The 26663-nt window shown below is 34.5% G+C and carries 32 protein-coding genes; 23 read left to right on the plus strand and 9 right to left on the minus strand.

Annotated features, from left to right (window positions below; genetic code table 11):
* Positions 1 to 7 precede the first annotated feature (7 nt).
* Together yhaM and CIB95_RS00800 are read left to right on the plus strand one after the other, a co-directional pair.
* Positions 8 to 955, plus strand: coding sequence for a 3'-5' exoribonuclease YhaM (gene yhaM / locus CIB95_RS00795; protein ID WP_094920571.1), 948 nt, complete (start codon positions 8 to 10; stop codon positions 953 to 955).
* A 146-nt stretch (positions 956 to 1101) separates the two neighbouring features.
* Positions 1102 to 1296 carry a sporulation YhaL family protein gene (locus CIB95_RS00800; RefSeq protein ID WP_094922081.1) on the plus strand — a complete coding sequence of 65 codons (195 nt, stop codon included), beginning with the start codon at positions 1102 to 1104 and terminating at the stop codon, positions 1294 to 1296.
* 32 nt (positions 1297 to 1328) lie between these two features.
* Here the strand turns inward: CIB95_RS00800 and CIB95_RS00805 are convergent, their stop codons facing one another.
* Positions 1329 to 2186: a peptidylprolyl isomerase gene (locus tag CIB95_RS00805; protein WP_094920574.1), complete on the minus strand. Its 858-nt coding sequence runs from the start codon at positions 2184 to 2186 to the stop codon at positions 1329 to 1331.
* 262 nt (positions 2187 to 2448) lie between these two features.
* On the opposite strand from CIB95_RS00805, the gene CIB95_RS00810 reads away from it, so the two are divergent.
* Complete coding sequence (locus CIB95_RS00810; protein WP_094920577.1) at positions 2449 to 2532, plus strand: YjcZ family sporulation protein; 84 nt, start codon at positions 2449 to 2451, stop codon at positions 2530 to 2532.
* A 110-nt stretch (positions 2533 to 2642) separates the two neighbouring features.
* On the opposite strand, the gene CIB95_RS00815 is transcribed toward CIB95_RS00810, so the two are convergent.
* From CIB95_RS00815 to CIB95_RS00830, 4 genes are all read right to left on the minus strand, one after another.
* Complete coding sequence (locus CIB95_RS00815; RefSeq protein WP_094922084.1) at positions 2643 to 2822, minus strand: hypothetical protein; 180 nt, start codon at positions 2820 to 2822, stop codon at positions 2643 to 2645.
* Positions 2823 to 2922: 100 nt separating this feature from the next.
* Positions 2923 to 3462 (minus strand): DUF3267 domain-containing protein, encoded by a 540-nt coding sequence (locus tag CIB95_RS00820; protein WP_094920580.1) that lies wholly within the window; start codon positions 3460 to 3462, stop codon positions 2923 to 2925.
* 111 nt (positions 3463 to 3573) lie between these two features.
* The gene (locus CIB95_RS00825; protein WP_094920583.1) at positions 3574 to 3921 is read right to left on the minus strand and encodes a YtxH domain-containing protein; all 348 of its coding nucleotides are present in this window, start codon (positions 3919 to 3921) and stop codon (positions 3574 to 3576) included.
* Positions 3922 to 3943: 22 nt separating this feature from the next.
* Positions 3944 to 4366: an HIT family protein gene (locus CIB95_RS00830; protein WP_094920585.1), complete on the minus strand. Its 423-nt coding sequence runs from the start codon at positions 4364 to 4366 to the stop codon at positions 3944 to 3946.
* A gap of 517 nt (positions 4367 to 4883) precedes the next feature.
* Between CIB95_RS00830 and CIB95_RS00835 the strand changes: the two genes are divergently transcribed.
* From CIB95_RS00835 to CIB95_RS00845, 3 genes are read left to right on the plus strand one after another with little or no spacing between them, the layout of a single operon-like run.
* A complete protein-coding gene (locus CIB95_RS00835) occupies positions 4884 to 5618 on the plus strand; it encodes an ABC transporter ATP-binding protein (RefSeq protein WP_094920588.1) in 735 nt (244 codons plus the stop codon).
* A 2-nt stretch (positions 5619 to 5620) separates the two neighbouring features.
* A complete protein-coding gene (locus CIB95_RS00840; RefSeq protein WP_094920591.1) occupies positions 5621 to 6826 on the plus strand; it encodes an ABC transporter permease in 1206 nt (401 codons plus the stop codon).
* Positions 6827 to 6839: 13 nt separating this feature from the next.
* Positions 6840 to 7565, plus strand: coding sequence for an EcsC family protein (locus CIB95_RS00845; RefSeq protein ID WP_094920593.1), 726 nt, complete (start codon positions 6840 to 6842; stop codon positions 7563 to 7565).
* 37 nt (positions 7566 to 7602) lie between these two features.
* Here the strand turns inward: CIB95_RS00845 and CIB95_RS00850 are convergent, their stop codons facing one another.
* The 3 genes from CIB95_RS00850 to CIB95_RS00860 form a co-directional block, all read right to left on the minus strand.
* The gene (locus CIB95_RS00850) at positions 7603 to 8109 is read right to left on the minus strand and encodes a hypothetical protein (protein WP_094920596.1); all 507 of its coding nucleotides are present in this window, start codon (positions 8107 to 8109) and stop codon (positions 7603 to 7605) included.
* Positions 8106 to 8582, minus strand: a complete 477-nt coding sequence (locus tag CIB95_RS00855; RefSeq protein WP_094920599.1) for a hypothetical protein — start codon at positions 8580 to 8582, stop codon at positions 8106 to 8108. The genes CIB95_RS00850 and CIB95_RS00855 overlap by 4 nt, the downstream gene beginning before the upstream one ends.
* A gap of 79 nt (positions 8583 to 8661) precedes the next feature.
* Complete coding sequence (locus CIB95_RS00860; protein WP_094920601.1) at positions 8662 to 9834, minus strand: M20 metallopeptidase family protein; 1173 nt, start codon at positions 9832 to 9834, stop codon at positions 8662 to 8664.
* Positions 9835 to 9983: 149 nt separating this feature from the next.
* Between CIB95_RS00860 and CIB95_RS00865 the strand changes: the two genes are divergently transcribed.
* From CIB95_RS00865 to CIB95_RS00915, 11 genes are all read left to right on the plus strand, one after another.
* Entirely contained in the window at positions 9984 to 10277 is a 294-nt protein-coding gene (locus tag CIB95_RS00865; protein WP_094920603.1) for a rhodanese-like domain-containing protein, read from the plus strand.
* 61 nt (positions 10278 to 10338) lie between these two features.
* Entirely contained in the window at positions 10339 to 11007 is a 669-nt protein-coding gene (locus CIB95_RS00870) for a phosphatase PAP2 family protein (protein ID WP_158217537.1), read from the plus strand.
* 378 nt (positions 11008 to 11385) lie between these two features.
* On the plus strand, positions 11386 to 12138 hold the full coding sequence (gene liaF, locus CIB95_RS00875; RefSeq protein ID WP_094920607.1) for a cell wall-active antibiotics response protein LiaF: 753 nt from the start codon (positions 11386 to 11388) through the stop codon (positions 12136 to 12138).
* Between the two features lie 12 nt (positions 12139 to 12150).
* Positions 12151 to 13212: a sensor histidine kinase gene (locus tag CIB95_RS00880; protein WP_094920609.1), complete on the plus strand. Its 1062-nt coding sequence runs from the start codon at positions 12151 to 12153 to the stop codon at positions 13210 to 13212.
* Positions 13199 to 13831 (plus strand): response regulator, encoded by a 633-nt coding sequence (locus tag CIB95_RS00885; RefSeq protein ID WP_094920611.1) that lies wholly within the window; start codon positions 13199 to 13201, stop codon positions 13829 to 13831. Before CIB95_RS00880 ends, CIB95_RS00885 begins: the two co-directional genes overlap by 14 nt.
* A 260-nt stretch (positions 13832 to 14091) precedes the next feature.
* Entirely contained in the window at positions 14092 to 16191 is a 2100-nt protein-coding gene (locus CIB95_RS00890; protein ID WP_198949156.1) for a PBP1A family penicillin-binding protein, read from the plus strand.
* Between the two features lie 259 nt (positions 16192 to 16450).
* Positions 16451 to 17488, plus strand: a complete 1038-nt coding sequence (gene hemE, locus CIB95_RS00895; RefSeq protein WP_094920618.1) for a uroporphyrinogen decarboxylase — start codon at positions 16451 to 16453, stop codon at positions 17486 to 17488.
* Positions 17489 to 17503: 15 nt separating this feature from the next.
* Positions 17504 to 18445 carry a ferrochelatase gene (hemH, locus tag CIB95_RS00900; protein WP_094920622.1) on the plus strand — a complete coding sequence of 314 codons (942 nt, stop codon included), beginning with the start codon at positions 17504 to 17506 and terminating at the stop codon, positions 18443 to 18445.
* A gap of 4 nt (positions 18446 to 18449) precedes the next feature.
* Positions 18450 to 19856 carry a protoporphyrinogen oxidase gene (gene hemY / locus CIB95_RS00905; RefSeq protein WP_094920623.1) on the plus strand — a complete coding sequence of 469 codons (1407 nt, stop codon included), beginning with the start codon at positions 18450 to 18452 and terminating at the stop codon, positions 19854 to 19856.
* A 231-nt stretch (positions 19857 to 20087) separates the two neighbouring features.
* On the plus strand, positions 20088 to 21374 hold the full coding sequence (locus tag CIB95_RS00910; RefSeq protein WP_269844954.1) for an alkaline phosphatase: 1287 nt from the start codon (positions 20088 to 20090) through the stop codon (positions 21372 to 21374).
* 145 nt (positions 21375 to 21519) lie between these two features.
* Complete coding sequence (locus CIB95_RS00915) at positions 21520 to 22254, plus strand: MBL fold metallo-hydrolase (RefSeq protein ID WP_094920625.1); 735 nt, start codon at positions 21520 to 21522, stop codon at positions 22252 to 22254.
* A gap of 52 nt (positions 22255 to 22306) precedes the next feature.
* Here CIB95_RS00915 and CIB95_RS00920 read toward each other — a convergent pair whose 3' ends face one another.
* Positions 22307 to 22594 carry a hypothetical protein gene (locus CIB95_RS00920; protein ID WP_094920626.1) on the minus strand — a complete coding sequence of 96 codons (288 nt, stop codon included), beginning with the start codon at positions 22592 to 22594 and terminating at the stop codon, positions 22307 to 22309.
* Between the two features lie 251 nt (positions 22595 to 22845).
* Between CIB95_RS00920 and paaA the strand changes: the two genes are divergently transcribed.
* From paaA to CIB95_RS00950, 6 genes are read left to right on the plus strand one after another with little or no spacing between them, the layout of a single operon-like run.
* Positions 22846 to 23802, plus strand: coding sequence for a 1,2-phenylacetyl-CoA epoxidase subunit PaaA (gene paaA, locus CIB95_RS00925; protein ID WP_094920628.1), 957 nt, complete (start codon positions 22846 to 22848; stop codon positions 23800 to 23802).
* Positions 23803 to 23849: 47 nt separating this feature from the next.
* The gene (gene paaB, locus CIB95_RS00930) at positions 23850 to 24209 is read left to right on the plus strand and encodes a 1,2-phenylacetyl-CoA epoxidase subunit PaaB (protein ID WP_094920630.1); all 360 of its coding nucleotides are present in this window, start codon (positions 23850 to 23852) and stop codon (positions 24207 to 24209) included.
* Entirely contained in the window at positions 24206 to 25027 is an 822-nt protein-coding gene (gene paaC, locus CIB95_RS00935) for a 1,2-phenylacetyl-CoA epoxidase subunit PaaC (protein WP_233143869.1), read from the plus strand. The genes paaB and paaC overlap by 4 nt, the downstream gene beginning before the upstream one ends.
* 26 nt (positions 25028 to 25053) lie before the next feature.
* The gene (paaD, locus tag CIB95_RS00940) at positions 25054 to 25554 is read left to right on the plus strand and encodes a 1,2-phenylacetyl-CoA epoxidase subunit PaaD (protein WP_094920634.1); all 501 of its coding nucleotides are present in this window, start codon (positions 25054 to 25056) and stop codon (positions 25552 to 25554) included.
* Positions 25555 to 25578: 24 nt separating this feature from the next.
* Positions 25579 to 25884 carry an EthD family reductase gene (locus CIB95_RS00945; protein ID WP_094920635.1) on the plus strand — a complete coding sequence of 102 codons (306 nt, stop codon included), beginning with the start codon at positions 25579 to 25581 and terminating at the stop codon, positions 25882 to 25884.
* A complete protein-coding gene (locus tag CIB95_RS00950) occupies positions 25877 to 26659 on the plus strand; it encodes an enoyl-CoA hydratase/isomerase family protein (protein ID WP_094920637.1) in 783 nt (260 codons plus the stop codon). The genes CIB95_RS00945 and CIB95_RS00950 overlap by 8 nt, the downstream gene beginning before the upstream one ends.
* Positions 26660 to 26663: the final 4 nt, after the last annotated feature.

Here is a 26663-nt window from a genome sequence, read left to right on the forward strand (position 1 = left end):
GAAATAATTGAAGAAAGGTATTCTTGATTATCAAGTTGGAGATCAAGTCGAGCATTTTTTGTTAATTAATACTGTAACAAAAGGAACAGCTAGCAATGGGAAACCATTTTTAACATTAATGTTACGAGATAAAAGTGGGGAAATTGAAGCGAAACTTTGGGATTGCACACCGCAAGATGAGGAAGTGTATTGCCCTGAGAATATTGTTAAAGTAATTGGAGAGGTCTCCAACTATCGTGGAAGATCACAACTGAAAATTAAACAAATTCGTATTACGACAGAACTTGATAACGTAGAATTATCAGATTTCCTTGAAGTAGCCCCGATTGATAAAGAAACAGTAATTGATAAAGTTACAAAATATATTTTTGAAATGGAAAATCCTAATATACAACGAATCACACGACATTTACTAAAAAAACATCAGGAGGCATTTTTAGAGTTTCCTGCAGCAACAAAAAATCACCATGAGTTTGTTTCCGGTCTAGCTTACCATGTTGTAACTATGTTAGATTTAGCAAAAGCGATAGCAACTATATATCCTTCATTGAACAAAGATTTACTTTATTCAGGGATTATCCTTCATGACTTAGGGAAAGTTTACGAGTTATCAGGACCGATTTCTACTACCTATACAATGGAAGGGAAGCTGTTAGGTCATATATCAATTTTAGTTAATGAAATTGGAGAAACAGCAGTAGAATTAGGAATAGAAGGTGAAGAGGTCACAGTACTTCAGCATCTAGTATTAAGCCACCATGGAAAAGCGGAATGGGGTAGCCCTAAACCACCTATGATTAAAGAGGCTGAAATGTTACATTATATTGATAATATTGATGCAAAAATGAATATGATGGACCGTGCTTTAGAAAGAGTTGAACCTGGGGATTTTTCGGATAGAATTTTCCCATTAGAAAACCGCTCATTTTATAAACCTACTTTTTACAAAAAATAATAGACAGATAATTGCTAGCTACAGAATGAAACATTCTGTAGCTTTCTTTTTTATAGAAATAGAAATATATGTACTAATCTATTAATCACTTTCATACATATATTCTTAAAGAAGCTTGTCTGTAAGGAGGTATAGAAATGGAACAAATGTTAATAGGGATGCCTTGGTGGGGGTATATGTTACTTTTTGGGATATTATTCTCTGGATATATGGTGCTAAGAACGTCAATTGAGGAGCGCAGAATGGACGAACAATGGATTGAACAGCAAGGAGAAGTTTATATGAAAAGAATGGAACAAGAAAAAGAAGAAAGAAATTACAATAGAACTAAAAGGATATAAAAAAAACTCGCCAAAGGCGAGTTTTACTTTTTTTATTCAAAGATATCTTTTAAATCTTTATCCATTACTTTAATATCGCCATCTTCAATTAGCTTCTTAATGACATTCTCCGTACTTTCAGCATTAGCACTTAAGTACATTTCACGGATTTCTTCTCTATTATCTTCAAGTGTTTTTTCAGTATTTTTCACATCAGTAACTTTAATGATATGGTAACCGAATTGAGTTTTTACTAAATCACTTACTTCGCCAACTTCTAAAGTAAATGCTTCCTTTTCAAATTCTGGAACCATTTTTCCACGTGTGAAAAAGTCTAAGTCTCCACCTTTAACAGCAGATCCAGTGTCAATCGAATGTTCTTCAGCTAATGCTGCAAAGTCAGCACCATTATTAATTTGGGCAAGGATTTCTTTTGCTTGCTCTTCATCTTCAACTAAAATATGACTTGCTCTAACTTCTTCGCGTTTAACAAATTCATTAAAGTAATCAGTTAGTTTTTCATCTGAAACTTCGATGTCTTTCGTAGCATATTTAAATAATTTAAGGTCATTTTCAATTACTTTTCTAAGCTCTTCTTCTGATTTATATGGACTTGAAGCTAAAGCAGTTTTGAATTCATCATCAGAATTAAATTGTGCTTTAATTTTCTCCATCTTTTCGTCTACTTCATCTTTGTCTACTTCAACAGCTTCAGCTAAAAGCTTTGCTTCAACCATTTCACGGAGAACTTCTTCTCCATACTTACTTTTTAATTCCTCATAAAATTCTTCTTTTGTAATGTCACCGGCATTTGTTTTTACAACAATATCACCAGAACCAGTGTTACATGCAGATAATAGTAACGTAAATGCAGCTGTAACTAATAGTAACATCCATTTTTTTGTCATCATTAACACTCCTAGTTTTCATTTACTTATGTATACATTCACAAACTAACTATATCATATTTACATTTATAGTGAAAATTTAATATTTAACGTTTTTATAGGCATCTGTTTAAGCAACAATGATTGTTCTGCGTATGATGTTTACTATAACGCTTCTAAGTGAGGCAATTGCCTTAGAAAATTTTCATTTACTAAGGAATGCGCCTATTCGCTTAAGGTGTTACGAGCATAAAATAATGAACAAATAGGTAAAGGAGGTGTTATAATGGGTCACACTTACGGAGGCGGTTTCGCGTTAATCGTAGTATTATTCATTTTGTTAATCATTGTTGGAGCAGCATGGCTGTAAACAATAAAGGTTAATTAATGTTATTGTCTACTAGTTAGTTTGTCCATTCATCTTCTTGGACCTGTATCAACACAAAAAAGGGAATGACTAGTCATTCCCTTTTTTTATACTTAGGTGAATATTACTTCTATGTACGATGAAATAAGCAAGATGGTAATCAGCACATTAATTGTCCGGAAAACACTTGATTGTTTCTCTTCAGGAATTTCCTTTTGAATACAAAGAGAATTAGTCATCGTATTAAATACAAATAAAATAAGAAGTGCAAATAACCCAAAAAATAAACCCATCATTTAAAACCTCCAAATTAAGGTTTTCAAAAATATTATACTACTTAAATATAGAAAAATGCAAAAAAATAGGAAAAGCATTCAAATAAATAATTGAATGCTAGTTTTGGTTTACTAATATATCAATACCAACATCACTATTTTCAATGTATGCGTGACGTGGTGCTTTTAATAGTTGAAATAAAAATAGTAAGTCAATAACACTTAATCCAAAGTTTATTGAGGAAAAAATTGAAAAATAATGAAAGAAGTTTGGAAACATAACACTACCGATTATTGCAGTTATCGTAATTGATATAAATGGCAATAACATCGAAAACATTGTCTTATTTTTTGATACCTTTTCATCGATACAATAACTTGGAATAGGTAATCCTTTAATCGAAACGATATTAAAATCAACTTTTGTTCCAGTTAGCCAAAGTGGTAGTAGATGCATTAATTTATGGACAGGAATAATTAAACAAAGACCAAATAAAAATGGAACTAATCCTAGTTCATAAAATTGTTCTTCATAATGAAATGCACTAAAAACTAAATAGAAGGCTATAAAATAAAAGAATGTGACAATTATTGAAAACAATGATAATCGGAGAGTGCCATAGTCTCGATGGATATTTATCGATTTCCAACAATTCATATTGCACCACCTAGTTCGTAAATTAAAATACCATAATAATTTACGATGTTTTGTCCAATAAATCAAGGGTTTTTTTTCGACGTTTTTTGCTGAAAAAAAACTGACAACTCATTAAACATGAGAGTTGTCAGTTTTGTCGTTATCGACCTTGTTCTCCATAGCGTCAATCGCTCGTTGAATATCTTTAATTTCATCGAGTATTTTTTGCTTATGAGGTTCAATATCCTCTTTCCAATTGTCAATTACATTCATGACATCAGTAGCAACTTCTTTTAACGTATCGACACTTTCTTTTGAAAGGCTACTAATGTTTTTTCCTTCTTTTTTCAAGTAATTAATTTTATCAATAAGCTCTTTGCGCATTTCATTTCCAGACTTTGGAGTAGTTAAAAGTGTTGTAGCGGCTGCTACAACAGAGCCTACTAAAAATCCAACGAAAAGTGATTTTCCTTTCCCCATATGAAAGCCCCCTTAATTCTCTTTATTTTATATTATTAGCAATTTGCAAAGCAATAGTTGATAAATCTTCTGAGGTATAGTTCTTTTCGTGTGTTTTCCATACGGTTCCAAATCCATCACCTTTTCCATAGCGAGGAATGATGTGCATGTGATAATGAAAAACAGCTTGTCCAGCAGCTTCCCCATTATTATTAAGTAAATTTACTCCAACGGGTTGAAATTGTTCATTAATACTATTAGCAATTTTCGGAATAGCTTGGAAAAGATGCCCGGCTATTTCTGGTGTTAAATCAAAGATATTTTCCTTATGTACTTTAGGAATGACTAGCGTGTGACCTTTTGTTACTTGGCTTATGTCTAAAAAGGCTAAGACATTTTCATCCTCATAAACTTTTGCACTTGGTATGGATCCGTCAATAATTTTACAAAAGATACAATCACTCAAAAAACTCACCTCACAATTAATTTTATATATATTTTACCATAAATGACAGTGAAATTAAAAAGCAGGACGCTTGTAAACAAGCGCCCTGCCATTGAAGAATGGAGTTGGTTAATGTGCTACTTTAGGTAAATGTGAGTTAAACAAGTTAACTGTCTCCCGTAGACACCTCATTTCAAGGTTGATGGATTCTGTTGTATGCGTATACTCCATGAATTGTTCAAGACAATCATCTCATTTCGTTTAAGGATTAAACCTTGCACTAACTTCTATGGGGCAGTTCTCTAAATTGTATTTCGGAGACACCTCATTTCAAAGTTGTGATGATGTTTGAAGCAACTTCCCATCTCTATCGGCAACCTGTTTCGCTATTAACTTCTCTCCCTCTTCACTACATATGATGTACCGTTTGAGTAAGTTATATTCAACAAAAAGAAACAAATTTAAAATGGAAAAATTAGAACGTTTATGAAAATATTGATAAAATAGAAGAAAGAAGTATTTAAAAGGAGTTAATGTGATGAAGCCTTTATTGGATATTAACAATTTAGTTGGTGGTTACTCCATTCACGACCCAGTATTACATGACGTCTCATTTCATGTTAATAGCGGTGAAATTATTGGATTAATTGGATTAAATGGCGCAGGAAAGAGTACGACAATCCGCCATATCATTGGTTTAATGGAGCCAGTGCAAGGATCTGTTTCAATTTGTGGGAAAACTATCGATGAGTCACCAGAAGCATACAGGTCACATTTTTCTTATATACCAGAAACACCAATATTATATGAAGAGTTAACGTTGTGGGAACACTTAGAATTAACAGCAATGGCATATTCCTTAGACAATGAATGGAAAGAACGTGCGGAGATATTGTTGAAAGAATTTCGCATGGAAACGCGCAAAAAATGGTTTCCAAGTCATTTTTCAAAAGGAATGAAACAAAAAGTAATGATAATGTGTGCATTCTTAGTTGAGCCGAAAGTGTATATAATTGATGAACCTATCGTTGGTCTAGATCCAATCGGTATTCATTCTTTACTTTCATTAATGGAAAAGAAAAAAGCACAAGGCGCGGGAATTTTAATGTCTACACATATTTTAGCAACAGCTGAGCGTTACTGTGATCGGTTTATTGTCCTACATAATGGAAAAGTTAAAGCGTATGGAACGTTGGAAGAGCTACAGAAGAAAATGAATATGAAAGATGCAAACTTAGACGATATTTATTTCAGTCTAACGAAGGAAGATTAATTATGAATGAAAAAAATCTTTGGATTCATCGGGCAAAGACCTACTGGTTACAAGCATCTAGGTATATACAATACATGCTTAACAGCTTAATTTACACAGTGATCATAACTGTTGTTATTGCAGCTTACTATTATGCAGGATGGCTTAAAACGTTAGATTCTACATTTCCTTATTTGTTTGTATTAGCAATTCTTATTGCATCAGTATTAACAGTTGGAAAAGTTAGAACTTTTCTTCGAGAAGCAGACAAAGTGTTTTTACTTCCTTTTGAGCATAAGCTGAAGCCATATTTTCGCTTATCATTGATATATTCGACTTTGTTCCACTTATTTTATATTGGATTATTACTATTAGTGCTGTTTCCTTTATATGAAAAGTATGATAATGCTACCAATGAAATGTATTATATTTCCGTTGTCGTTGTCATGATGTTAAAGATATGGAATCTTTTGATGAGTTGGTACATTCATTTAATGAATGTACGTACACTTCACAGAGCAGATCTAATTGTTCGTTTTACCATAAACTTTTTGTTTGTTTACTTTTTGCTTGCCCAAGCAAACATTCTAGTTATCGCATTAATGTTAATGATTATGATTAGCTTGTATATGTTTTATAAAAATAAGTTTGGGAAAAAGGATCGTATTTTATGGGAGCAATTAATTAAAATAGAGGAAAATAGTGTTGCATCATTCTATCGTTTAGCCAATTTATTTACGGATGTACCGCATTTGAAGTCGAAAATTAAACCAAGAAAAGTATTAACACAACTCATAAAATTACTTGTCCGAAAAGAAGATGGTCCATTTGCATATTTATATTGGCGGACATTCCTAAGGGCTGGAGATTATTTTGGAGTTTATGTTAGGTTACTTTTTATCGGAAGCATACTAATTTTATTCATTCCAAATGCATATGCAACGATCGCAATTTACTTTTTATTTTTATATTTAAGCGGTTTCCAACTTTTATCACTATGGAAGCATTTTGATGTGAAAATTTTAATTAATTTGTATCCAATATCATTGGAAGATAGAAAAAAGCAATTTCGAAATGTATTTCAAATACTATTAATAATTCAAAGTATTTTATTAAGTATTGTCATCTTGCTGCAAACTAAAAATTTCTTATACGAACTCTTTGCTTTCGTTATTAGCGTAATTATCATCATGAGCTACTCTCGTATTGTCTTAAAACTAAAACGCTAAGGAGTAAAAATAAGTGAATAGATATGAACTACATGCTAAAGATGAGCTAAATAGATGGAAGCGAAAGCATTTTTACAAAACTTCAAGAAGGAAAATGTTTGCACGTAACATCCAACAAAAAATAAATAAAAAGGTTCCTGAAAAAGTACATAAACTTATTACTTCCGCAATTAAAGGAATGGTTGAAGCGACTATTTCAGGAACGAGTTATATGACAAAAATTGATGTAACTCACGTACAGACACTTGAGGAAAGAGAAAACTTTGTACATGAGAGATTACGTTTTTACCGAAAACTTGCTGTAGCTGAAGGTGCAGGAACTGGTGCTGGAGGAATCTTCTTAGGAATTGCTGATTTTCCATTACTGTTAAGTATTAAAATGAAGTTCTTGATGGAATGTAGTACTATTTATGGGTTTTCAAATAAAGAGAAACAAGAAAGAATATTTCTTCTATATGTATTTCAAACAGCTTTCTCGAGTGACGAACATAAACGAGTAATGATAGAAAAAATCAGTCAATGGCAGGAAATTAATCATGTTCTTGAGAATAATGACTGGAGAAAGCTTCAACAAGAATATCGTGATTATATTGATCTCATAAAAATGTTTCAACTGTTACCAGGTTTCGGTGCAATTGTTGGTGCTTATGCAAACAACCAATTATTAGAAGAACTAGGTGAAACTGCGATAAACTGCTTCCGTTTACGTATTCTACATGGCAATGAAAAAACCGATTGATCTCCAATGAAGTGGGGTCAATCGGTTTTTATTTTAACTATTTATTAATACATTTTTTGTGAGAATTACTTATTAATATGAAAAATAAAAGTGTAATTGGCTGGATAATTAAATAAACAGCAAGAGAATAGCTAAACTTCCACTCATTATAAGTAAATAAATGAAAGTGCTCACTTATCCATTCAAATCCCCATCCGAAAAGAGAAAAAGCAACAATATAAAAGAATAACAACAAGCCTCTCAACTGAAATTTATCAAAAAAATAAACCAATAGGTAGGCAAAGGGTGCATACATCATATAGGAAATAATATCAAATAATTCATATTTACCAGAATCAATTACATCATAAAAATCAACTTTAGGGCCTGCTAATAGCTCATCGACAACACGTGCAACAAAAACTGAAAAAAACATTACTAAGATAGAGATACTTGTTGGAAAGCGGTGTGGAAGAAAATATATAAAAGTATAGGATAAAATAATCGATATAATAATAAACCATTCATTTTGATCAAATTGTTGTGGAAGAGGTAAGTAATTCATTGTTTCATTACCCCCTCTTTCACTAACAACTTTCTAAACCATTTCTGAACAATTACTATAACAGTTAATATAATGACCCATGCAATAATTGATTGAGCAATTGACCAATCGCGAAATTCTATAATATTTGTATATTGTAATAACTGCTCTACTAGCAAAAAGGCAATAATAAAGGTAATGGTTACAATTATTTGTCGAGTGATTTTTTGGAAAGTTAACATTAACTGTAAATAAAACATAACCATAACGGGAAGTAGTACAATTTGTGTTAATTTGAAATGCCAATGATATGCTTCTTGATCTGCTAATACCCAAAGTTTTGCATTATCGACAATGACAGAAAGAAAACTAGTGTAAAAAAATACAAATACCATCCAGATCAACCAATGTTCTAGAAGATGAAGTTTTTTTGGAAGTGTTGCAAAAAGCAGTGTCAAGCCAATCGTCAAATATAAAATGTATAAAAGTTGCATAGAAAACCTCACATAACCAATCGTTTTGCTTTTAGTATGTGCAAAATATGTAAAATGATTAGTTACGAGTGGCTACACTTTATTTTAAGTAGTGTAAAGTCGCTTTTCCTAATGTTTTCGCTGCTATGAGCATTCCTTTTTCGTCAAAATTAAACTTTGGATGGTGGTGAGGGTATACGGAAGCTCTAGTTTCATCTCTTGCACCAGTAAAGAAAAATACTCCTTTTACATGCTGCAAATAATAAGCAAAATCTTCACCACCCATGATTGGTACAAGCTTTTTGACCTGATTAACATCATCAATGCTCTCAGCAATATTAGCGATAAAGCTAGCTTCTTCTTTATGGTTGACTACTGGTGGGTAGCCACGGTTATATTCATAAACATAGTCGGTGCTATTTGCTAAAGATACCCCTTTTATATGTCGTTCTATTTCCATTTCAATAAAATCTCGAATATCTTCATTAAAAGTACGAACAGTTCCCTCTATGACAGCTTCATCTGCAATAACATTAAAAGCATTTTTAGCCACAAATGAACCTATGGAAACGACTGCTTGTTCTAGAGGGTCAACTTTGCGACTAACGATGTGTTGCAATTGCATGACCAATTGAGAAGCAACAACGATAGCATCTTTCGTTTCATGCGGTCTTCCTCCATGTCCACCTTCGCCAATAATTTTTATGGAGAAACGATCAGCTGCAGCCATAATAGGGCCATCACTTACTAAAATATTCCCGGTTTTCTCTGTTGCCCAAAGATGCGTTCCGAAAATGACATCGACATTTTCTAAACAGCCATCTTCGATCATCGCAATTGCGCCTCCAGGAGCAAATTCTTCGGCATGCTGATGAATAAAAACAATTGTCCCGCAAAGTTGATCTTTCATTTTGTTCAATGCTTTAGCAAGGACGAGTAAGGTTGCTGTGTGACCATCGTGACCACATGCGTGCATTACTCCGTCAACTTTTGATTTATAAGAGAAGTCATTTTGCTCTTGAATAGGAAGTGCGTCAAAGTCCGCTCTTAATGCAACTGTTTTACCAGGAAGCTCACCTCTTAAAGTTGCAACAACGCCACGACCTCCAACCTTCGTTTTAACCTCATGACCTAATTGCTCATGGAATTTAGCAATGTAAGCAGGTGTATTAACTTCTTGGAAGGATAGTTCTGGATTTTGATGTAAATATCTACGTATTGAAACCATTTCGTCATACATTGTTTCTAATAAGTGATTAAGATTATTATCCATGTTTTCCTCCGATTAATTTTTTTGAAAATATTACAATAATTATATCATTCTATATATTCTTAGTTGTTGTAAAAAATTAAATATACCCTTCTAAAAAAAATTGAAGTTATGTACAATAGAAAGGAATGTGAAATGTGGAGGGTATTATAATGAAAGAACTTACAGTCAAAGAAGTAGAACAATTAATAAAGGATAAACAAGTGAGTTTAATTGATGTTCGTGAAGTGGACGAGGTTGAAGCTGGAAAAATTCCTGGGATTAAAAATATCCCATTAAGCGAGTTTACAGAAAGAATTGCAGAAATTGAAAAAGATAAAGAACATATTTTAATTTGCCGTTCAGGTAATCGCAGTGGTAAAGCATGTGCATACTTAACTCAATTAGGCTATAACGTTATTAATATGAGTGGCGGTATGCTTGAGTGGGAAGGCGAAGTAGAATAAAGACTAAGAACCGCCGAAAAGAAACCGGTGGTTTTTTACTATGTGTTATAAAAGGAGAGATATGATGAAAGTAGAGACGAATAATAAACTACAACTTAATAAAAAGAGTAATATTTCAATGGTAATTGTGTTCATTTCAATATTAATTTTTACATACTTAGCCATCTCCATTAAAGAAGGAAGTTCTTTTATAATAGATGCTTTCGCTTCTTCAATTGTCGATATGATTGAAACGGAAATGCTAACAGCAATTATGATAGGTTTTACTTCACTTGGATCTAAAGCTGGAATTATTTCGATGTTTTTATTAGGGCTATTATGGGCTGGCATCCGCTATCGCCATTACGCGCCGCTACTAGGACTAGTAATTACAGTAGCAGGTGGAGATTTTTTGAATAAGAAGTTTAAAAGCTTAGTAGGACGTGATCGACCTTTAATAAATAATGAAGTTGAAGGTGTTGGTCATAGTTTTCCGAGTGGACATGCAATGGTAGCGTTAGCTTTCTATGGTTTTTTAGCATACCTTATTATTATGCAATTGAAAAAGAGCAGTCATAAAACAATAGTTGTAATTTCTGTTTCGATAATGATACTGTTTATCGGTTTAAGTAGAGTTTATTTACATGTTCATTATTTAACAGATGTAATTGGGGGCTTTGCAGCTGGTATAGCAGTACTTGGATTAACGGTTTTATTAGTAAATTTACTCGCACCAAAATTAAAACGATAGAATATTTTTCTATCGTTTTTGCTGTATATCGAGCATTATCATATTTCAAAGTGTTATAAGGTTTTACGTCGCTGATTGTTCGCCTCGCTTTTCTATATTGATCTAGCTGCGGCTCACAACGACTAGAAACCTATAGACTTCTCACTTTCGATAAGTCAACATCGATTCGCAATACTCATCGTGTTTCCTTTATCTTAGTTCAAAGTGTTATAAGGTTTTACGTCGCTGATCGTTCGCCTCGCTTTTCTATCCGCCTTAAGACGGAGAAGAATGTAGACTTCAGCAAGTGTTATCTCCTTAGAATCTTTCTTATACTAGAAGTAACAATAAACGATGCAGCGAATTTAAGTAGTTTTCATAGAAAAGGGGTAGGTAGATATGAAATTTTCAAATTTTATTACAGCACTTATGTTTGTTTCACTAGGGACTGTATTGCTTCTAATTAATTTGGAAGTAATTTCGCTTACATTTTCACAAGTTATTGCTTTTGGTATTCCTATTATTCTCGTCTTAATTGGCTTGAAAGGAATAGTTAATATTGTTTTTTATAAAAGAAATAAGAGTATATTTTGGTCGCTCTTTTTAATTACAATTGGCTTGTTACTTTTTATGGATGAGCTGCAAATGCTTTCTTTTGAACTTGCAACACTTTGGAAGCTATGGCCTATTATTCTTATTTATATAGGATTAAAAGTGTTAACTAGAAAGCATGTTAAATCAAAAAATCATGAAAAAAACAGTGGAAATATTAAAGTAGTTTTAAATGATAAAGGAAAAAGCCCGGTTGGGACGGTTAGTTATAAGGATCCTAATTGGCAAGTGGAGCCGATGAACCAATGGAAGGCAGTAGGGGATTTCACTTTTGATTTTACGAAAGCTTTTATTCCAGAAACAGAAACAGATATTCAACTATCTGGCTGGGTAGGTGATGTAGATATATTACTTCCCGAAGATGTGGAGTTTTCGATTGAAGCTTATGCTAAAGTCGGCGATATTAAAGTATGTGGAACAAAAGAAGATGGACTATTGAAAGACTACCGTTATAAAACAGCAGGGTTCGATACTGCCACAAAACGATTACGATTTGTGTTTGACTTTAAAGTGTTAGACTTAAGAATTGATCAGATATAGGTGGTGGATTAGATGGTTCATATTTCAAGTATGACATGGAAATGGTTAAAGTCGCACATATTACATTCTCTTGCAGTTATGATTCTCTTTTTTGCCGGATATCAAATCTACTTACTCATAAATATTAATAATAAATTATTCGATTCAATTTTTCTAACAATGCTAGTATTCTGTACAGTATTTATTAGTGGTTTTTCTTTCTTCTATAAAGGCATTAGAAATTACCAAAAGCGTTTAGAGGACTTTTCTACATTTATAGCTATCTTAACAAGGGGAAATCTTAAGGCACGAATTGATACAGCTTCTGAGCAAGACAGTGATGAAATTCAAAAATGCTCAGAAGAATTAAATGAACTGGCGGAAAAAGTTGAAGGCAGTGTCCAGTCATTGCAACGCCTAGTAGAAAAAAATGCTGAGCTTGCCGATAAAGCGCATCAATTAGCAACTGAGGAAGAACGTCAAAGGCTAGCTCGAGAACTTCATGATGCAGTTAGCCAGCAACTATTTGCCTTAAATATGATGACTTCAGCTTGCTTACGTGTCATTGAGCAAGATGTCTCATTAGCAAAGAAACAGATGACTGAAATTGCAGAAATGGCTGGACTTGCACAAGCAGAGATGCGCGCATTACTTTTACACTTACGTCCAACACATTTAACGAAAGACTCTTTACATGAAGGAATATATAAGTTAATAGAAGAGTTAAAGAGTAAGTGTAAAATAAGTTTCATTACTCACATTGAAGAAGTTAAATTTCTTTCGACTGGAATTGAAAATCATATATTTCGGATCGTTCAAGAAGCTTTATCAAACATACTTCGCCATGCAGATGCAACTGAAGTTAAAGTTAGTTTATATGAAAGAGGTAATGACCTACGCTTACTTATTAGTGATAATGGCAAAGGATTTAACATAGAAAAAGAGAAATTAATATCTTACGGATTAAAAACAATGAAAGAACGATGTGAGGAATTAGGTGGGACTTTGTCACTCCAATCAAAAGAAGGGGAAGGGACATACCTACAAGTGAAAGTTCCTCTTCAAGTTAGGAGGGAATATGATGGAGAAAATTAGAATTGCTGTTGTTGATGATCACGATATGGTTAGAAAAGGAATTCTATCATACTTAATAACAGAGCCATATTTAGATATAGTCGGAGAAGCATCTAGTGGAAAGACAGCAGTTGAACTAGCAAAAAGAGAAAAGCCTGATGTTATGCTTATGGATTTACTAATGGAAAACGGTACAGGAATAGAAGCAACAAAAGAAATAATGGAGTTTTTACCTTCCTGTAAAATAATTATTATTACTAGTTATTATGATGATGAACAAGTATTCCCGGCAATTGAAGCGGGAGCATATAGTTATTTATTAAAAACAGCTAGTGCAACGGAAGTAACTGATGCAATAAAAAAAGCGATTAACAATGAGCCAGTTATCGAACCGAAAGTGGCGAATAAAATGTTGAATCGAATTAGAAAGCCAGAACCAACATTACATGAGCAATTAACAAAACGAGAATTAGAAGTCTTAGTTTGTATTGGCCGGGGGAAAACAAATCAAGAGATTGCTGATGAGTTATTTATTGGTGTTAAAACAGTAAAAACACATGTTAGTAATATTTTACATAAACTAGATGTTTCCGACCGAACCCAAGCTGCAATATATGCGAATCGTAACAACATACTATAAATACAAAAACCACCCAGGGGATGGGTGGTTTTTGCTTTTGGGGGAAAACAAAAAAGGAAAAGGGAAACACAAGGGAAAAGGGAAAACAAAGGAAGGAAAGTAAAGGAGGATACTTTCCATTCATATAGTATGCAGGGCAAAAATATTGGTGCCCGATAATTGTAATAAATAGCCGTAGCTTGTAAAAGATAACAATAGGCAAAAGCTAAGGAGGCAAGGATTTGTTTAGAAAAGGTTTGTTATTACTTACTATTATCCTAATGTCATCTATAGCCGGACTGTTATTTTATATACTCATTATTTTTTTAGGAGATTACGTAATTGATGAAAAGAAACTTGTTATGAATGCCACGACTGTTTTAAAAGATGAAGACGGTAATGAATTAGCAAGTTTGTTTATTGAAAATAGAGAATTGGTTTCCATAAAAGATATTCCGGAGCATGTACAAGAAGCGTTTATCGCAATTGAAGATGCGCGCTTTTATAAACATCCAGGAATTGATTTAAAGGCAATCGCTCGAGCTATTTATAAGGATTTAATTAGTGGGAGTAAAGTACAAGGTGGAAGCACAATAACTCAGCAACTTGCCAAAAATATCTTTCTCTCTCATGAAAAAACATGGCTTAGGAAAACAAAGGAGGTCGTCATTGCTTTAAATTTAGAGAGAGCATATACAAAGAAAAAACTTTTAGAATTTTATTTAAACAATATTTATTTTGGTCACGGAGCATATGGGATTCAAGCAGCTGCAGAACTGTACTTTAATAAAGATGTTTCAGACTTATCAGTTATAGAAGGAGCACTTCTTGCTGCGCTGCCTAAAGCACCTTCTCATTATTCACCTATTAAAAACTATGAAGATGCATTTGAAAGACGTAATCTAGTCTTAGCAAAAATGGAACGAGAAGATTATTTAGATCCTGGTGAAGCTGTACGACTACAAGGAAAAACAATTAATTTAGATATTAAAAAAGTGAGAAATGATACTGCTATGCAATCATACATTGATTTAGTATTAAATGAGGCAGAAGATAAGTATCATTTAACAAATGAAGAGATTGCGCGAGGTGGTTATACGATTGTAGTTCCAATGAAGAAGGAGTTACAAGAAGTATCATATGACTATTTTCAAGAGTCGACTCATTTTCCAGGTGTTGATGAAGAAGTGGAAGGTGCATTGGTTTTACTAAATCGTCATACTGGTGGTGTGTTAGCAGTTCAAGGAGGGAGAAATTATGTCCCTAAAGGATTAAACAGGGTAAATGTAAAACGACAACCTGGGTCGACTTTTAAGCCAATAGTTGTGTATAGCCCAGCATTAGAAGAGTTTCCATTTCATCCATATTCCATATTAGTTGACCGTAAGTTGTCATATGATGGATATAGACCGAAAAATTATAATGACGTTTATGATATACAAATTACTATGTATGATGCGTTATTAAAAAGTGGAAATGCTTCGGCTGTTTGGCTTTTGAATGAAATGGGTATTGATAAAGGTAAGGAATATGCTGAAAAATTTGGTATTCAATTATCTAGAGAAGATAGTCTTGCATTAGCGCTTGGAGGGATTTCAACAGGGGTTACGCCTTTACAAATGGCGAAAGCTTATTCTGCGTTTGCAAATGCTGGAGAAATGGTAAGTCCATATTTTATTACAGCCATATATGATAGTGAAGGAAAAGTCTTACATAAAAGAGAGGTGAAAAAAACAAAAGTCGTAAGTAAACAGACTGCATGGTATATGACTAAAATGTTAGAAGGGGTTATTCAAAGTGGTACAGGCAGATACGGTAATTATGAAGGAACACTAGCAGGGAAAACAGGTAGCACACAAAATCCAAATAAAGACTATACAACGAAAGATGCTTGGTTTGTTGGGTATACACCAAAAATTGTAGGTGCACTTTGGATGGGGTATGACAAGACTTCTAGTGAGCAGTATTTAACTGGAGGGGGAAACTTCCCAACCGTTCTTTTCAAAAAGATTATTTCGGATGTACAGAGGGATGAAGAGGTTAATTTTATCCGACCATTAGGTGTAAAAGATTTAGAACCTCCTGTACGTCTACCGAAAGTGGACGATTTAAAGGCAAACCTCTCATTTAGTAGTTTTGGATTTCTTTCTGTGAACTTAACATGGACTCCTTCAGAAGATGAGCGGGTAATTTATAATATTTATGAAGTGAAAAATCAAAAGCAACAATTAATAGGGACCGTAATAGGCAATGGAAGTTTTCATGTTTCCGATGTACCGATATTTGGGTCGATAAAGTATTATGTGATACCTAAAAACCCACAAACAATGTTGGAAGGAAAAACTTCTAATGAAGCAATAATTTCGTTTTTTAAGGATTAATAGTAATTCTTTACTGATTCAGCTTCAGCAATCAACTGCTAGAAAACTTCACACTCCTCATCTGCGATAAGTCAACATCAAAGTGAATACACTTTGTGTTTCCTTTATCTCAATCGAAGTATTCCAGTTCATACGTCGCTAATCAGTCGTCTCAGCTTTTCTTTGTCAATTTTATGACAGTTTTTACGTCTTACTATACAAGAGAAAGTGTAAACGATATAGTATAAGCAGAATGGGGTAATAGAAAGGTGTGTTTTGTATGTCAAAACCGTTTAATGATACTATCTTAAAAGCTTACCGTGGAGAGAAAACGGACTATGTACCAGTTTGGTATATGCGTCAAGCAGGGCGTTCTCAACCTGAATATCGAAAATTAAAAGAAAAATACTCTTTATTTGAAATTACGCACAATCCTGAAATTTGCGCCTATGTAACAAAGCTACCTGTAGACCAGCATGGTGTAGACGCAGCTATTTTATATAAAGACATTATGTCACCTTTACCAGCAATCGGAGTAGATGTAGAGATTAAATCTGGTATCGGACCAGTTATTGATGATCCAATTCGCTCTAAAGCTGATGTAGAAAAGCTTGGAAAAATTGAGCCAGAGCAAGATGTTCCTTACATACTAGACACAATTAAGTTACTTGTGAACGAGCAATTAGACGTACCTTTAATTGGTTTTAGTGGTGCGCCGTTTACACTTGCAAGTTATATGATAGAAGGCGGACCTTCTAAAAACTATTACAAAACAAAAGCAATGATGTATTCAGAGCCTGAAACGTGGTTCCTATTAATGGATAAGCTAGGCGATATGGTTATTTCTTATGTGAAGGCCCAAATTAAAGCCGGTGTAAAAGCTATCCAAATTTTTGATTCATGGATTGGGACAGTCAACGCTGCAGACTATCGCATTTACATTAAACCAGTGATGGAGCGAATTTTCACAGAACTACGTGGTGAAGGTGTTCCATTAATTATGCATGGTGTAGGTACTCGTCACTTAATGAAGGAGTTTAATGAACTTCCATTAGATGTTATTGGAGTGGACTGGAGAACACAACTGAAAGAGGCACGCGAAATGGGAATTAATAAAACATTACAAGGAAACCTTGACCCAACTGTTTTATTAGCACCTTGGAACGTAATTGAGGAAAGAGTTAAAGAAATTTTAGACCAAGGAATGGCTCAACCAGGTTATGTTTTTAATTTAGGTCACGGTGTATTCCCAGAAGTAAAAGTTGAAACTTTACAACGATTAACTAAATTTATTCACGATTATTCTTCAAATAAATAAACAGAGGTGTTTTCATTGGTAAAGAAAAAAATAGGCTTATTAGTGATGGCCTACGGAACACCACGAAGCGAAGAGGAAATTGAACCATATTATACACATATCCGTAGAGGTAGAAAGCCATCTCCAGAGGCACTTAAGGATTTAACAGACCGCTATGCAGCTATTGGTGGCGTTTCACCACTTGCAAAAATTACAGAACAACAAGCGTTTGGCTTAGAGAAAACGTTAAATGGAATGTATGAGGATAAAGAATTTAAAGCTTATATTGGCTTAAAACATATCGACCCATTTATAGAAGATGCAGTACAACAAATGAAAGCTGATGGTATAGAAGAAGCAGTTGGTATTGTTCTTGCACCCCATTTTTCTACCTTTAGTGTGAAATCATACAATAACCGTGCACAAGTAGAAACGGAAAAAATTGATGGACCTAAGTTCACATTCATCGAAAGTTGGTACGATGAGCCTAAGTTTATTGATTACTGGGTGAAAGAAATTGCAAAAGTATATGAATCGATGCCAAAACATGAGCAGGAAAATGCAGCTTTAATTGTGTCTGCTCACAGTTTACCTGAAAAAATTATTGCAATGGGTGATCCTTACCCAAAGCAATTGGAAGAAACAGCTGCTCTTATCGCGAAGCAAGGAAACTTTAAAAATGTTTATGTAGGTTGGCAAAGTGAAGGGAATACTCCTGACCCATGGATTGGGCCTGATGTCCAAGATCTAACGCGCGAATTATATGAACAACATAGTTATCAGGCATTTGTTTACGCACCACTTGGTTTTGTTGCAGATCATTTAGAAGTTCTGTACGACAATGACTATGAATGCAAAGTGGTTACTGACGAGCTTGGTGTTAGTTATTACCGCCCAGAAATGCCAAATGCGAAAGATGAGTTTTTACAATGCCTAGCAACTGTAGTAGCAAAAAGATTAAATAAAGAAAGCCTGTGAGTAAATGGGGAACTTTAAAAAAATAGCAATTATAGGTGGAGGTATCACCGGTTTAACGACAGCTTTTTATTTACAAAAGCTAAAACGGGAACAAAACCTACCTATCGAAATTACGCTTTTTGAAAAAAATGACGTACTAGGTGGAAAAATTAATACGCTTTACAAAGATGGCTTTATTATTGAAAGAGGTCCAGACTCGTATCTTTCTAGAAAAGAAGCAATGACTAAACTTATTGAAGAGGTTGGTCTTGAAGATGATTTAGTTAGAAATGAAACGGGTCAAGCATACATTTTAAATAATAAAACACTTCATCCAATTCCAGAAGGAGCGGTTATGGGTATTCCAACAAAAATGTCACCGTTTGTGACAACCGCCCTTTTTTCCCCAATCGGCAAGGCAAGGGCAGCGTTTGATTTAATCAAACCGAGGTCGACTAATAAAGAAGACCAATCGTTAGGAGACTTTTTTCGCTACCGTTTAGGAGATGAAGTAGTTGAAAACTTAATAGAACCATTGCTCTCAGGCATTTATGCAGGGGATATTGATAAATTAAGTTTAATGGCGACTTTTCCACAATTCTATCAAGTGGAACAGAAGTATCGCAGTTTAATTTTAGGAATGAAAAGCACAACTCCTAAAGCTGAAAAAGGGAAAAAGAAACAAGGTATCTTTTTAACATTAAAAAAAGGATTGTATTCCTTAGTTCAGGAAATTGAGAAGCAATTAACAGATGTGGAAATTGTTAAAAAGATAAAAATTGAAAAGATTAGTCGTGATGTACAAGGCTACTATATTGAATCGGAAGATGGTCAATCTAGCTATTATGACAGTATTGTAATGACCACTCCACACTTCATAACAGCTAAACTACTAAACGATAGCAGTGTCTTTTCAGAAGTAAGTGTACCAACAACTTCTGTAGCAAATGTAGCGTTAGCATACCCGAGGTCAGCTGTTAGCCTGGATAAAGAAGGCACTGGCTTTGTAGTATCACGAAATGAAAAAGACGTAAGAATTACAGCGTGTACGTGGACATATCGGAAATGGCCACACACTACAAAAGAGGATTACGTGCTTTTACGATGTTATGTAGGACGACCAGATGATCAGCAAATCGTTGACAAATCTGACGAGGAAATTATTTCTGTCGTTAGAAAAGACTTAGAAAAGACGATGGGTGTTTCTGCTGAACCTGAATTTACTGTTGTAACCCGCTGGAAACAGGCTATGCAGCAATATGAAGTCGGTCACTTAAAGAAAAGAGAACAGCTAGAAAAAGAATTAATAGAAAAGTTTCCAGGATTATATATAGCTGGAGCATCTTACGATGGTGTTGGGCTCCCTGATTGTATCCGTCAAGGAGAAGCTATAGTTGGAAACGTCATTGAATATATAAAAGAAGATAAATAATACTGACAAGAGGTTAGCTACATAATTGCTAGCCTCTTTTTATTTGGACAAGAAAATATATTAATATAATTGTATTTGATGATCAATATAATTAGGTTATAGCGGATGGAAAAATAACAATTGTTGGGAGAAGGTTTTATTATGGTATTTCTTAAAAGCAAATTCTTTACTTCAGCATTAATATTGAATATGATTTGCACTAGTCTCATAGGGTGTAGTTCAGTGGAAGATATGCAAGGTGAGAATTTAAATAGCAATAGTAAAACACCAGAGATTACAGAGATAAAAAATGTGATCTTATTAATTGGCGATGGCATGGGTACAACTTACACTACTGCTTATCGCTATTATAAGGATAATCTAACTACTTCGATAATGGAAAAAACAAGCTTTGATCCATATCTTGTAGGCCTACAAACAACGTATTCATTTGATGAGGATCATAACATAACAGATTCTGCAGCAGCTGCAACTTCTTTATCTTCTGGAATAAAAACATATAATGGGGCGATAGGTGTTGATATGCATGAAGATGATGTGAAAACTGTATTAGAAGTCGCAAAAGAACTAGGCAAGTCTACTGGTCTCATTGCTACATCTACGATTAACCATGCAACACCGGCAGCATTTGGTGCCCACAATAAATCTCGAAAAAATTATTCAGAAATTGCCAACGATTATTATGATGATCTTGTTAATGGAAAACATAAAGTAGATATATTACTCGGTGGGGGAAGAAATGAATTTGTTCGAAAGGACCGCAACTTAGTAGAAGAATTTAAAAAAGATGGATATGCATTTGTCACAACTCGTAAAGAATTGTTGGAAAATCAAAATGAACAAGTGATCGGGTTATTTGCAGAAGGTGCATTACCAAAAATGATTGACCGTTCAAAAGAAACTCCTTCCCTTGAAGATATGACCTTAGCTGCGCTTAAACAATTAAATAAGAATGAGAACGGCTTCTTTTTGATGGTGGAAGGAAGTCAAATTGACTGGGGTGGTCATGACAATGATATTGTTAGTGTTATGAGTGAGATGGAAGACTTCGAAAAGGCATTTAAAGCAGCAATAGACTTTGCAATAAAAGATAAGCATACGTTAGTGATTGCAACAGGAGATCACGAAACTGGGGGATTAAGTGTCGGAAGTGGATCTGACTATAATTGGAATTTTGAAATTATAAAGCAAGTTACACGCACGCCATCGTTTATCGCAAATAAATTAATAGCTCAAGCTGATGTAGAAAAGACATTAAAAAAATACATAAAATTTTCTTTAACAAGAGAAGAAGTTAACAAAGTTATTGATAAAGTTAATTCTAATCCAGCTGGAACAGTCAAGACGATTGCTAGTATTATAAACAAGCGGTCTAATACAGGTTGGACTACTAATGGGCATACTGGTCAAGATGTACCTGTATATGCCTTCGGTCCAGGAAGTGCTTTGTTCGCTGGGTTAACCGATAATACAGAAACTGCAAAAAATATAATTAAAATGCTAAATCTTTCGCATTAATCTGTCGAATATAATTATTACGACATTATTTCCCTGAAAATAATGTCAAATGAAGGAGAGGAAATTAGAAAAGAGGATAATATGTTGAAAGAGCGAAAACAATAAAGTAGATTGGAAAGTTTTGCAGAAACGGAAGGTGATTTGGTTGAAAGTGACTGTTATTGGTTATTGGGGAGGATTCCCGGGAAAAAATGAAGCAACTTCGGGATATTTATTTCAACATGATGGTTTTTCGTTATTAGTTGACTGTGGAAGTGGAGTTTTATCTCAACTACAAAATTATATTGCAATTGAAAGTTTAGATGCCGTTATTCTCTCTCATTATCACCATGATCATATAGCCGATATAGGGCCTTTACAATATGGACGTTTAGTACGAACAATGCTTGGTGAATGTCATACGCCGTTACCGATATACGGGCATACATTAGATAACGATCAGTTTAACAAGTTAACTTATAAAAATTATACGACTGGGATTGCTTATGACCCTGCCCAACGATTACAAATTGGGCCTTTTTCAATAGAATTTCTGAAAACAATTCATCCAGCACCTTGCTTTGCACTCAAAATCGGTACAAATTCAAGTACTGTTGTGTATACTGCAGATACTAGTTATTTAGAAAATCTTATTCCGTTTAGTAAAGATGCTGACTTATTGATAGCAGAATGTAGCTTTTACGCAGAACAAGACGGTAAAAATGCAGGCCATTTAAATTCTTTAGACGTAGCTACGATTGCAACTGATGCAAATGTAAAGCATGTTTTGCTAACGCACTTGCCGCACTTTGGCGATCATAATCAATTAATTAAGGAAACGAATACAAAGTTCACAGGTAAAACGACATTAGCTTCTTCTGGCTTTGTTTGGGAAGCGTGAAACGACAGTCCCCAAAATAAGGGAAGAATAGTTGTCCTCTTTCCTTATTTGATTATTTTTCTAACAGTACGATTTTATTTTCTTCTGGAATTAGATCAACTACTTCATATTGTAGGTTTGCGATATCATCAAATATAAGCTCTGGCAATGTAATGGTATCTCCAATTTTTAGACGAATAAAAAATTGACTGCTGCTTTTTTCAGACACAACATTAATTACTATCGTTGTATTATTTAGATATCCACCAAAAAACCACGTGTATTCTACAATTTCCTCTGTTTCATATTCAACAGAAATAATTTCCTGCCCAACTTTAAATATTTCTTCATTTTTTTTCATATTAGACACTCCTTTATCTAGTTCTTAAGGATAAATATACCACTCGAATATTAATTATGAAAATACCGTTATCAATACGAAGCATGACATTTTGTAATATAAAAATAATCTTTTAATACTAGTAAAAGTAGAAGAAAAATAAATTAGTAAACGCTTCCATTGTTAATTTAATAGGAAAACAATTGTATTTTATGTGACGATATTTTATAATTACGTTAAGAAAGCGTTATATATTGAAAGGGGAGTTAATGATGGCTGATTTAAAAGCATTTAATAATATGACCGAAGAAGAAAAGCTTGCTCATTTTATGGAGCGAATTGAAAGCGGTGACAAAATCGAGGCAGATGATTGGATGCCTGATGAATATCGCATGACATTAATTAAGCTTATTTCCATGCATGCAATTAGCGAAATTATGGGAGCGCTTCCAGAAAAGGAATGGGTTCCAAAAGCACCTTCATTACGACGTAAATTAGGAATAATGGCAAAAGTACAAGACGAAATGGGACACGGGCAGTTGTTACTCCGCGTAGCAGAAGATTTAATGGCACCTTTAGGGAAGTCTCGTGAAGATATTATGCAAGATTTATTTAGCGGAGATTTAAAGTTTCATAATGTATTCCATATGGAAGCGCCTACATGGGGAGATGCTGGATTAATTGGTTGGTTAGTAGATGGAGCGGCCATTATTACCCAAACAAATATGCTAAATGCATCTTACGGACCATATGCAAGAGCATTACAACGTATTTGTGCAGAGGAAGTTTTCCATGCGCAACACGGAGAAGCAATTATTATTGCTTTAGCAGAAGGAACAGAAGCTCAAAAAGAACTAATCCAAGATGCAGTTAACCGTTGGTGGGATGCGTTATTAATGTTCTTTGGACCTGCTTCAGCAAATACGACAGGGTCTTCTAAAATGGATACGACGATTAAATATAAAATTCGTACGAAAACGAATGAAGATTTCCGTCAGGATTTCTTAACGAAATACATCCCTCGTATCCTTTCATTAGGTATTACTGTGCCTGATGAGACATTACGGTTTGATGAAGAAACTGGTAAATGGGAGTACAAACAACCAGATTGGAACGAATTTAAGCAAATTATTAAAAATAACGGACCAAAATCGAAAGAGCGTTTACGTCTTCGTGAACTTTCATATGAAAATAATGCTTGGGTACGTGATGCATTAGGAATGCAATAAATAAATACTAGAATACTAGAGAAATAGCTTAATAGGAGGGATTATTTGTGACGGAAAAGAAAAGTAAACCTGCATTTTATCAAGAATTTGAAGTGTTCAGTAAACGTACGCCATCTTCGCAATTTCAACACCAATTTAGCTTGTTAGCTCCGAACCATGAAATTGCATTAGTTATGGCGCAGGAAAATTTTATGCGTCGTGAGCCAGTTGCAGACATCTGGGTAGTAAAGCGTACTGATGTACGTGGACTTTCGCAAGAAGAACGCGAATCATTAAAACGTTTAGATAATAAAGATTATCGTATGACTAAAGGATATGGATACTTAAAGAAAAAATGGCGTAAGTATGAACAAGAAATGCTTGATGAACAAGAAATCTTATCATGGGGAGAAGGTGGCAAGAAGTGATCATTAAAACAGCAGAAGAAGCAAAACAAAACAAAGATTACAAAGCAACATTAACAGAACTATTATATCAGTTAGCTGATGATGACTTTATTCTTGCATATCGAGGTTCAGAATGGTTAGGGTTAGCTCCTCACATTGAAGAGGATGTTGCATTTTCTTCAATTAACCAAGACACAATGGGGCATGCGACGATTTATTACAATCTGTTAGAAGATTTAGGTGAAGGAAAATCAGATGATTTAGCTCACATGCGCCCTGCGGCAGAGAGACAGAACGCAATTATTCTTGAAGAAGTAAATGGAACGGGTGACTATTTAACCGAACCAAGATATGATTGGGCATTTGCAGTCGTTCGTAATTACTTCTATGACTTAGCGAAAAAGATAAAATTAGAAGCATTAAAAACTAGTTCTTATGAGCCACTTGCACATGCTGCTGTAAAAATAAATATGGAGCAGTATTACCATGTTATGCATTGGAGTACATGGTTTAAACAATTGCTAAGTGCTAATGAAGATGCTAAAAAACGAATGATGACAGCTGTAGAAAAGGTCTGGATTGATTTTGATAATGTACTATCATTTGGTCCTAAGGCAAAAGAGCTTGCGGAATTAGGTATTATTGAAGCAGAAGAGACGATTAAACAACGCTGGATTTCACATATGAAGGCAGTATTTGAAGAGTTAGAAATAGATTATCCAGGTGAGCTTGGATCGAAACGTGGTAACGGACGTATTGGTGAGCATACAACTGACCTAGACGAAGCATTAAAAACACTTCGTGAAGTGTATGAAACAGACACAGTTACCGCTTGGTAATGAAAAACACCGAAAGGGTGAAAGCCATGCCTAGCAACTTAGAGCAGTTACATCAAGATGTACTTAACGCCTTGGAAACTGTCAAGGATCCAGAAATTGATTCGGTAAGTGTCGGAGACCTTGGCATGATTGAAGACGTATCCATTGTCGATAATAAAGCTTTCATAAAAGTGTTACCTACATTTATGGGATGCCCTGCGTTAGAAATTATTCAGCAGAATATTGAAAAAGCGGTAGGAAATGTGGAAGGAATTGATGAAACAACTGTTGAATTCATCCACCATCCACCGTGGACATCTGACAGGGTATCAAAAGAAGGTAGAGAGCGTTTAAAGGAATTTGGAATTGCACCTCCACCGGAAAAGTGGAATCCCGATGGTAAATATGAAATAGAATGTCCATATTGTACTTCTCTTTACACGACCGTTGACAATATTTTCGGACCAACAGCGTGTAGAAGTATTTTATATTGTAAAAGTTGTAAAAATCCGTTTGAGGCAATGAAACCAGTCTTTACCGATATGTAGTAAAAAATAGGGGGTAATTTGATTATGTTCAAAATGACAGCATTATTTAAACAACCAAAAGATAAGGAAAAGTTTGATGAGTACTATTTCAACACTCATGCACCTTTAACAGAAAAAATCCCAGGACTTCGTAAAATGACTGTTACTAAGATCGTTGGTTCTCCAATGGGCGAAAGTGAATTTTACATGCAATGTGATATGTATTATGACGACTTCGAAGCATTTAAAGTAGCATCAAAAACTCCAGAGGCTAAAGCGTCAGGGAAAGACGTTATGTCTTTTGCTGGTGATATTGTAACATTTATGTTCGGTGAGGAAGTCAATGAGTAATTTTGATTTTGAGCATATTACAACATCAATTGCTGATGGTATTGCTACAATTGAATTGAATCGTCCTACTGTGTTAAATGCAATTAACAGGAAGATGGTTCGAGAAATTGTTACAGCACTTGAAGCGTTTGATATTGACGATAGTGTGCGAGTAAATGTAATAAAAGGAACTGGCCGAGCTTTTGCAGCTGGTGCTGATATTGATGAAATGGCAAATGATACGGCGATCTCAATGGAGCTTATGAACCAGTTTGTCGATTGGGATCGTATCGCTGTTATAAAGAAACCGATCATAGGTGAGGTTCATGGCTTTGCTTTAGGCGGGGGTTTTGAACTAGCATTATGCTGTGACATGATATTTGCAGCAGAAGGTACAAAGTTTGGTTTCCCAGAAATTAGTATCGGTGCGATGCCCGGAGCTGGTGGAACGCAGCGCTTAACAAAGTTAATGGGGCGAACGAAAGCAATTGAGTGGTTGTGGCTCGGTGAACCAATGGATGCAAAGGAAGCGCTTCATTATGGTGTAATTAACCGCATTGTCGCACCGGAAGTTTTACATGAAGAAACGATAAAATTTGCAAAAAGATTAGTAAAGCAGCCACCTTTATCACTTAGATTAATAAAAGAATCTGTGAACAAAGCAGTTGATTATTCGCTGTATGAAGGCATGCAGTTTGAACGAAAGAACTTCTACATGCTATTTGCTTCACAAGATCAAAAAGAAGGCATGAAAGCTTTTATTGAAAAACGCAAACCGAAATTCGAAGGAAGGTAGGTCT

The organism is Lottiidibacillus patelloidae, assembly GCF_002262935.1.
GTDB classification, from domain to species: domain Bacteria; phylum Bacillota; class Bacilli; order Bacillales; family SA5d-4; genus Lottiidibacillus; species Lottiidibacillus patelloidae.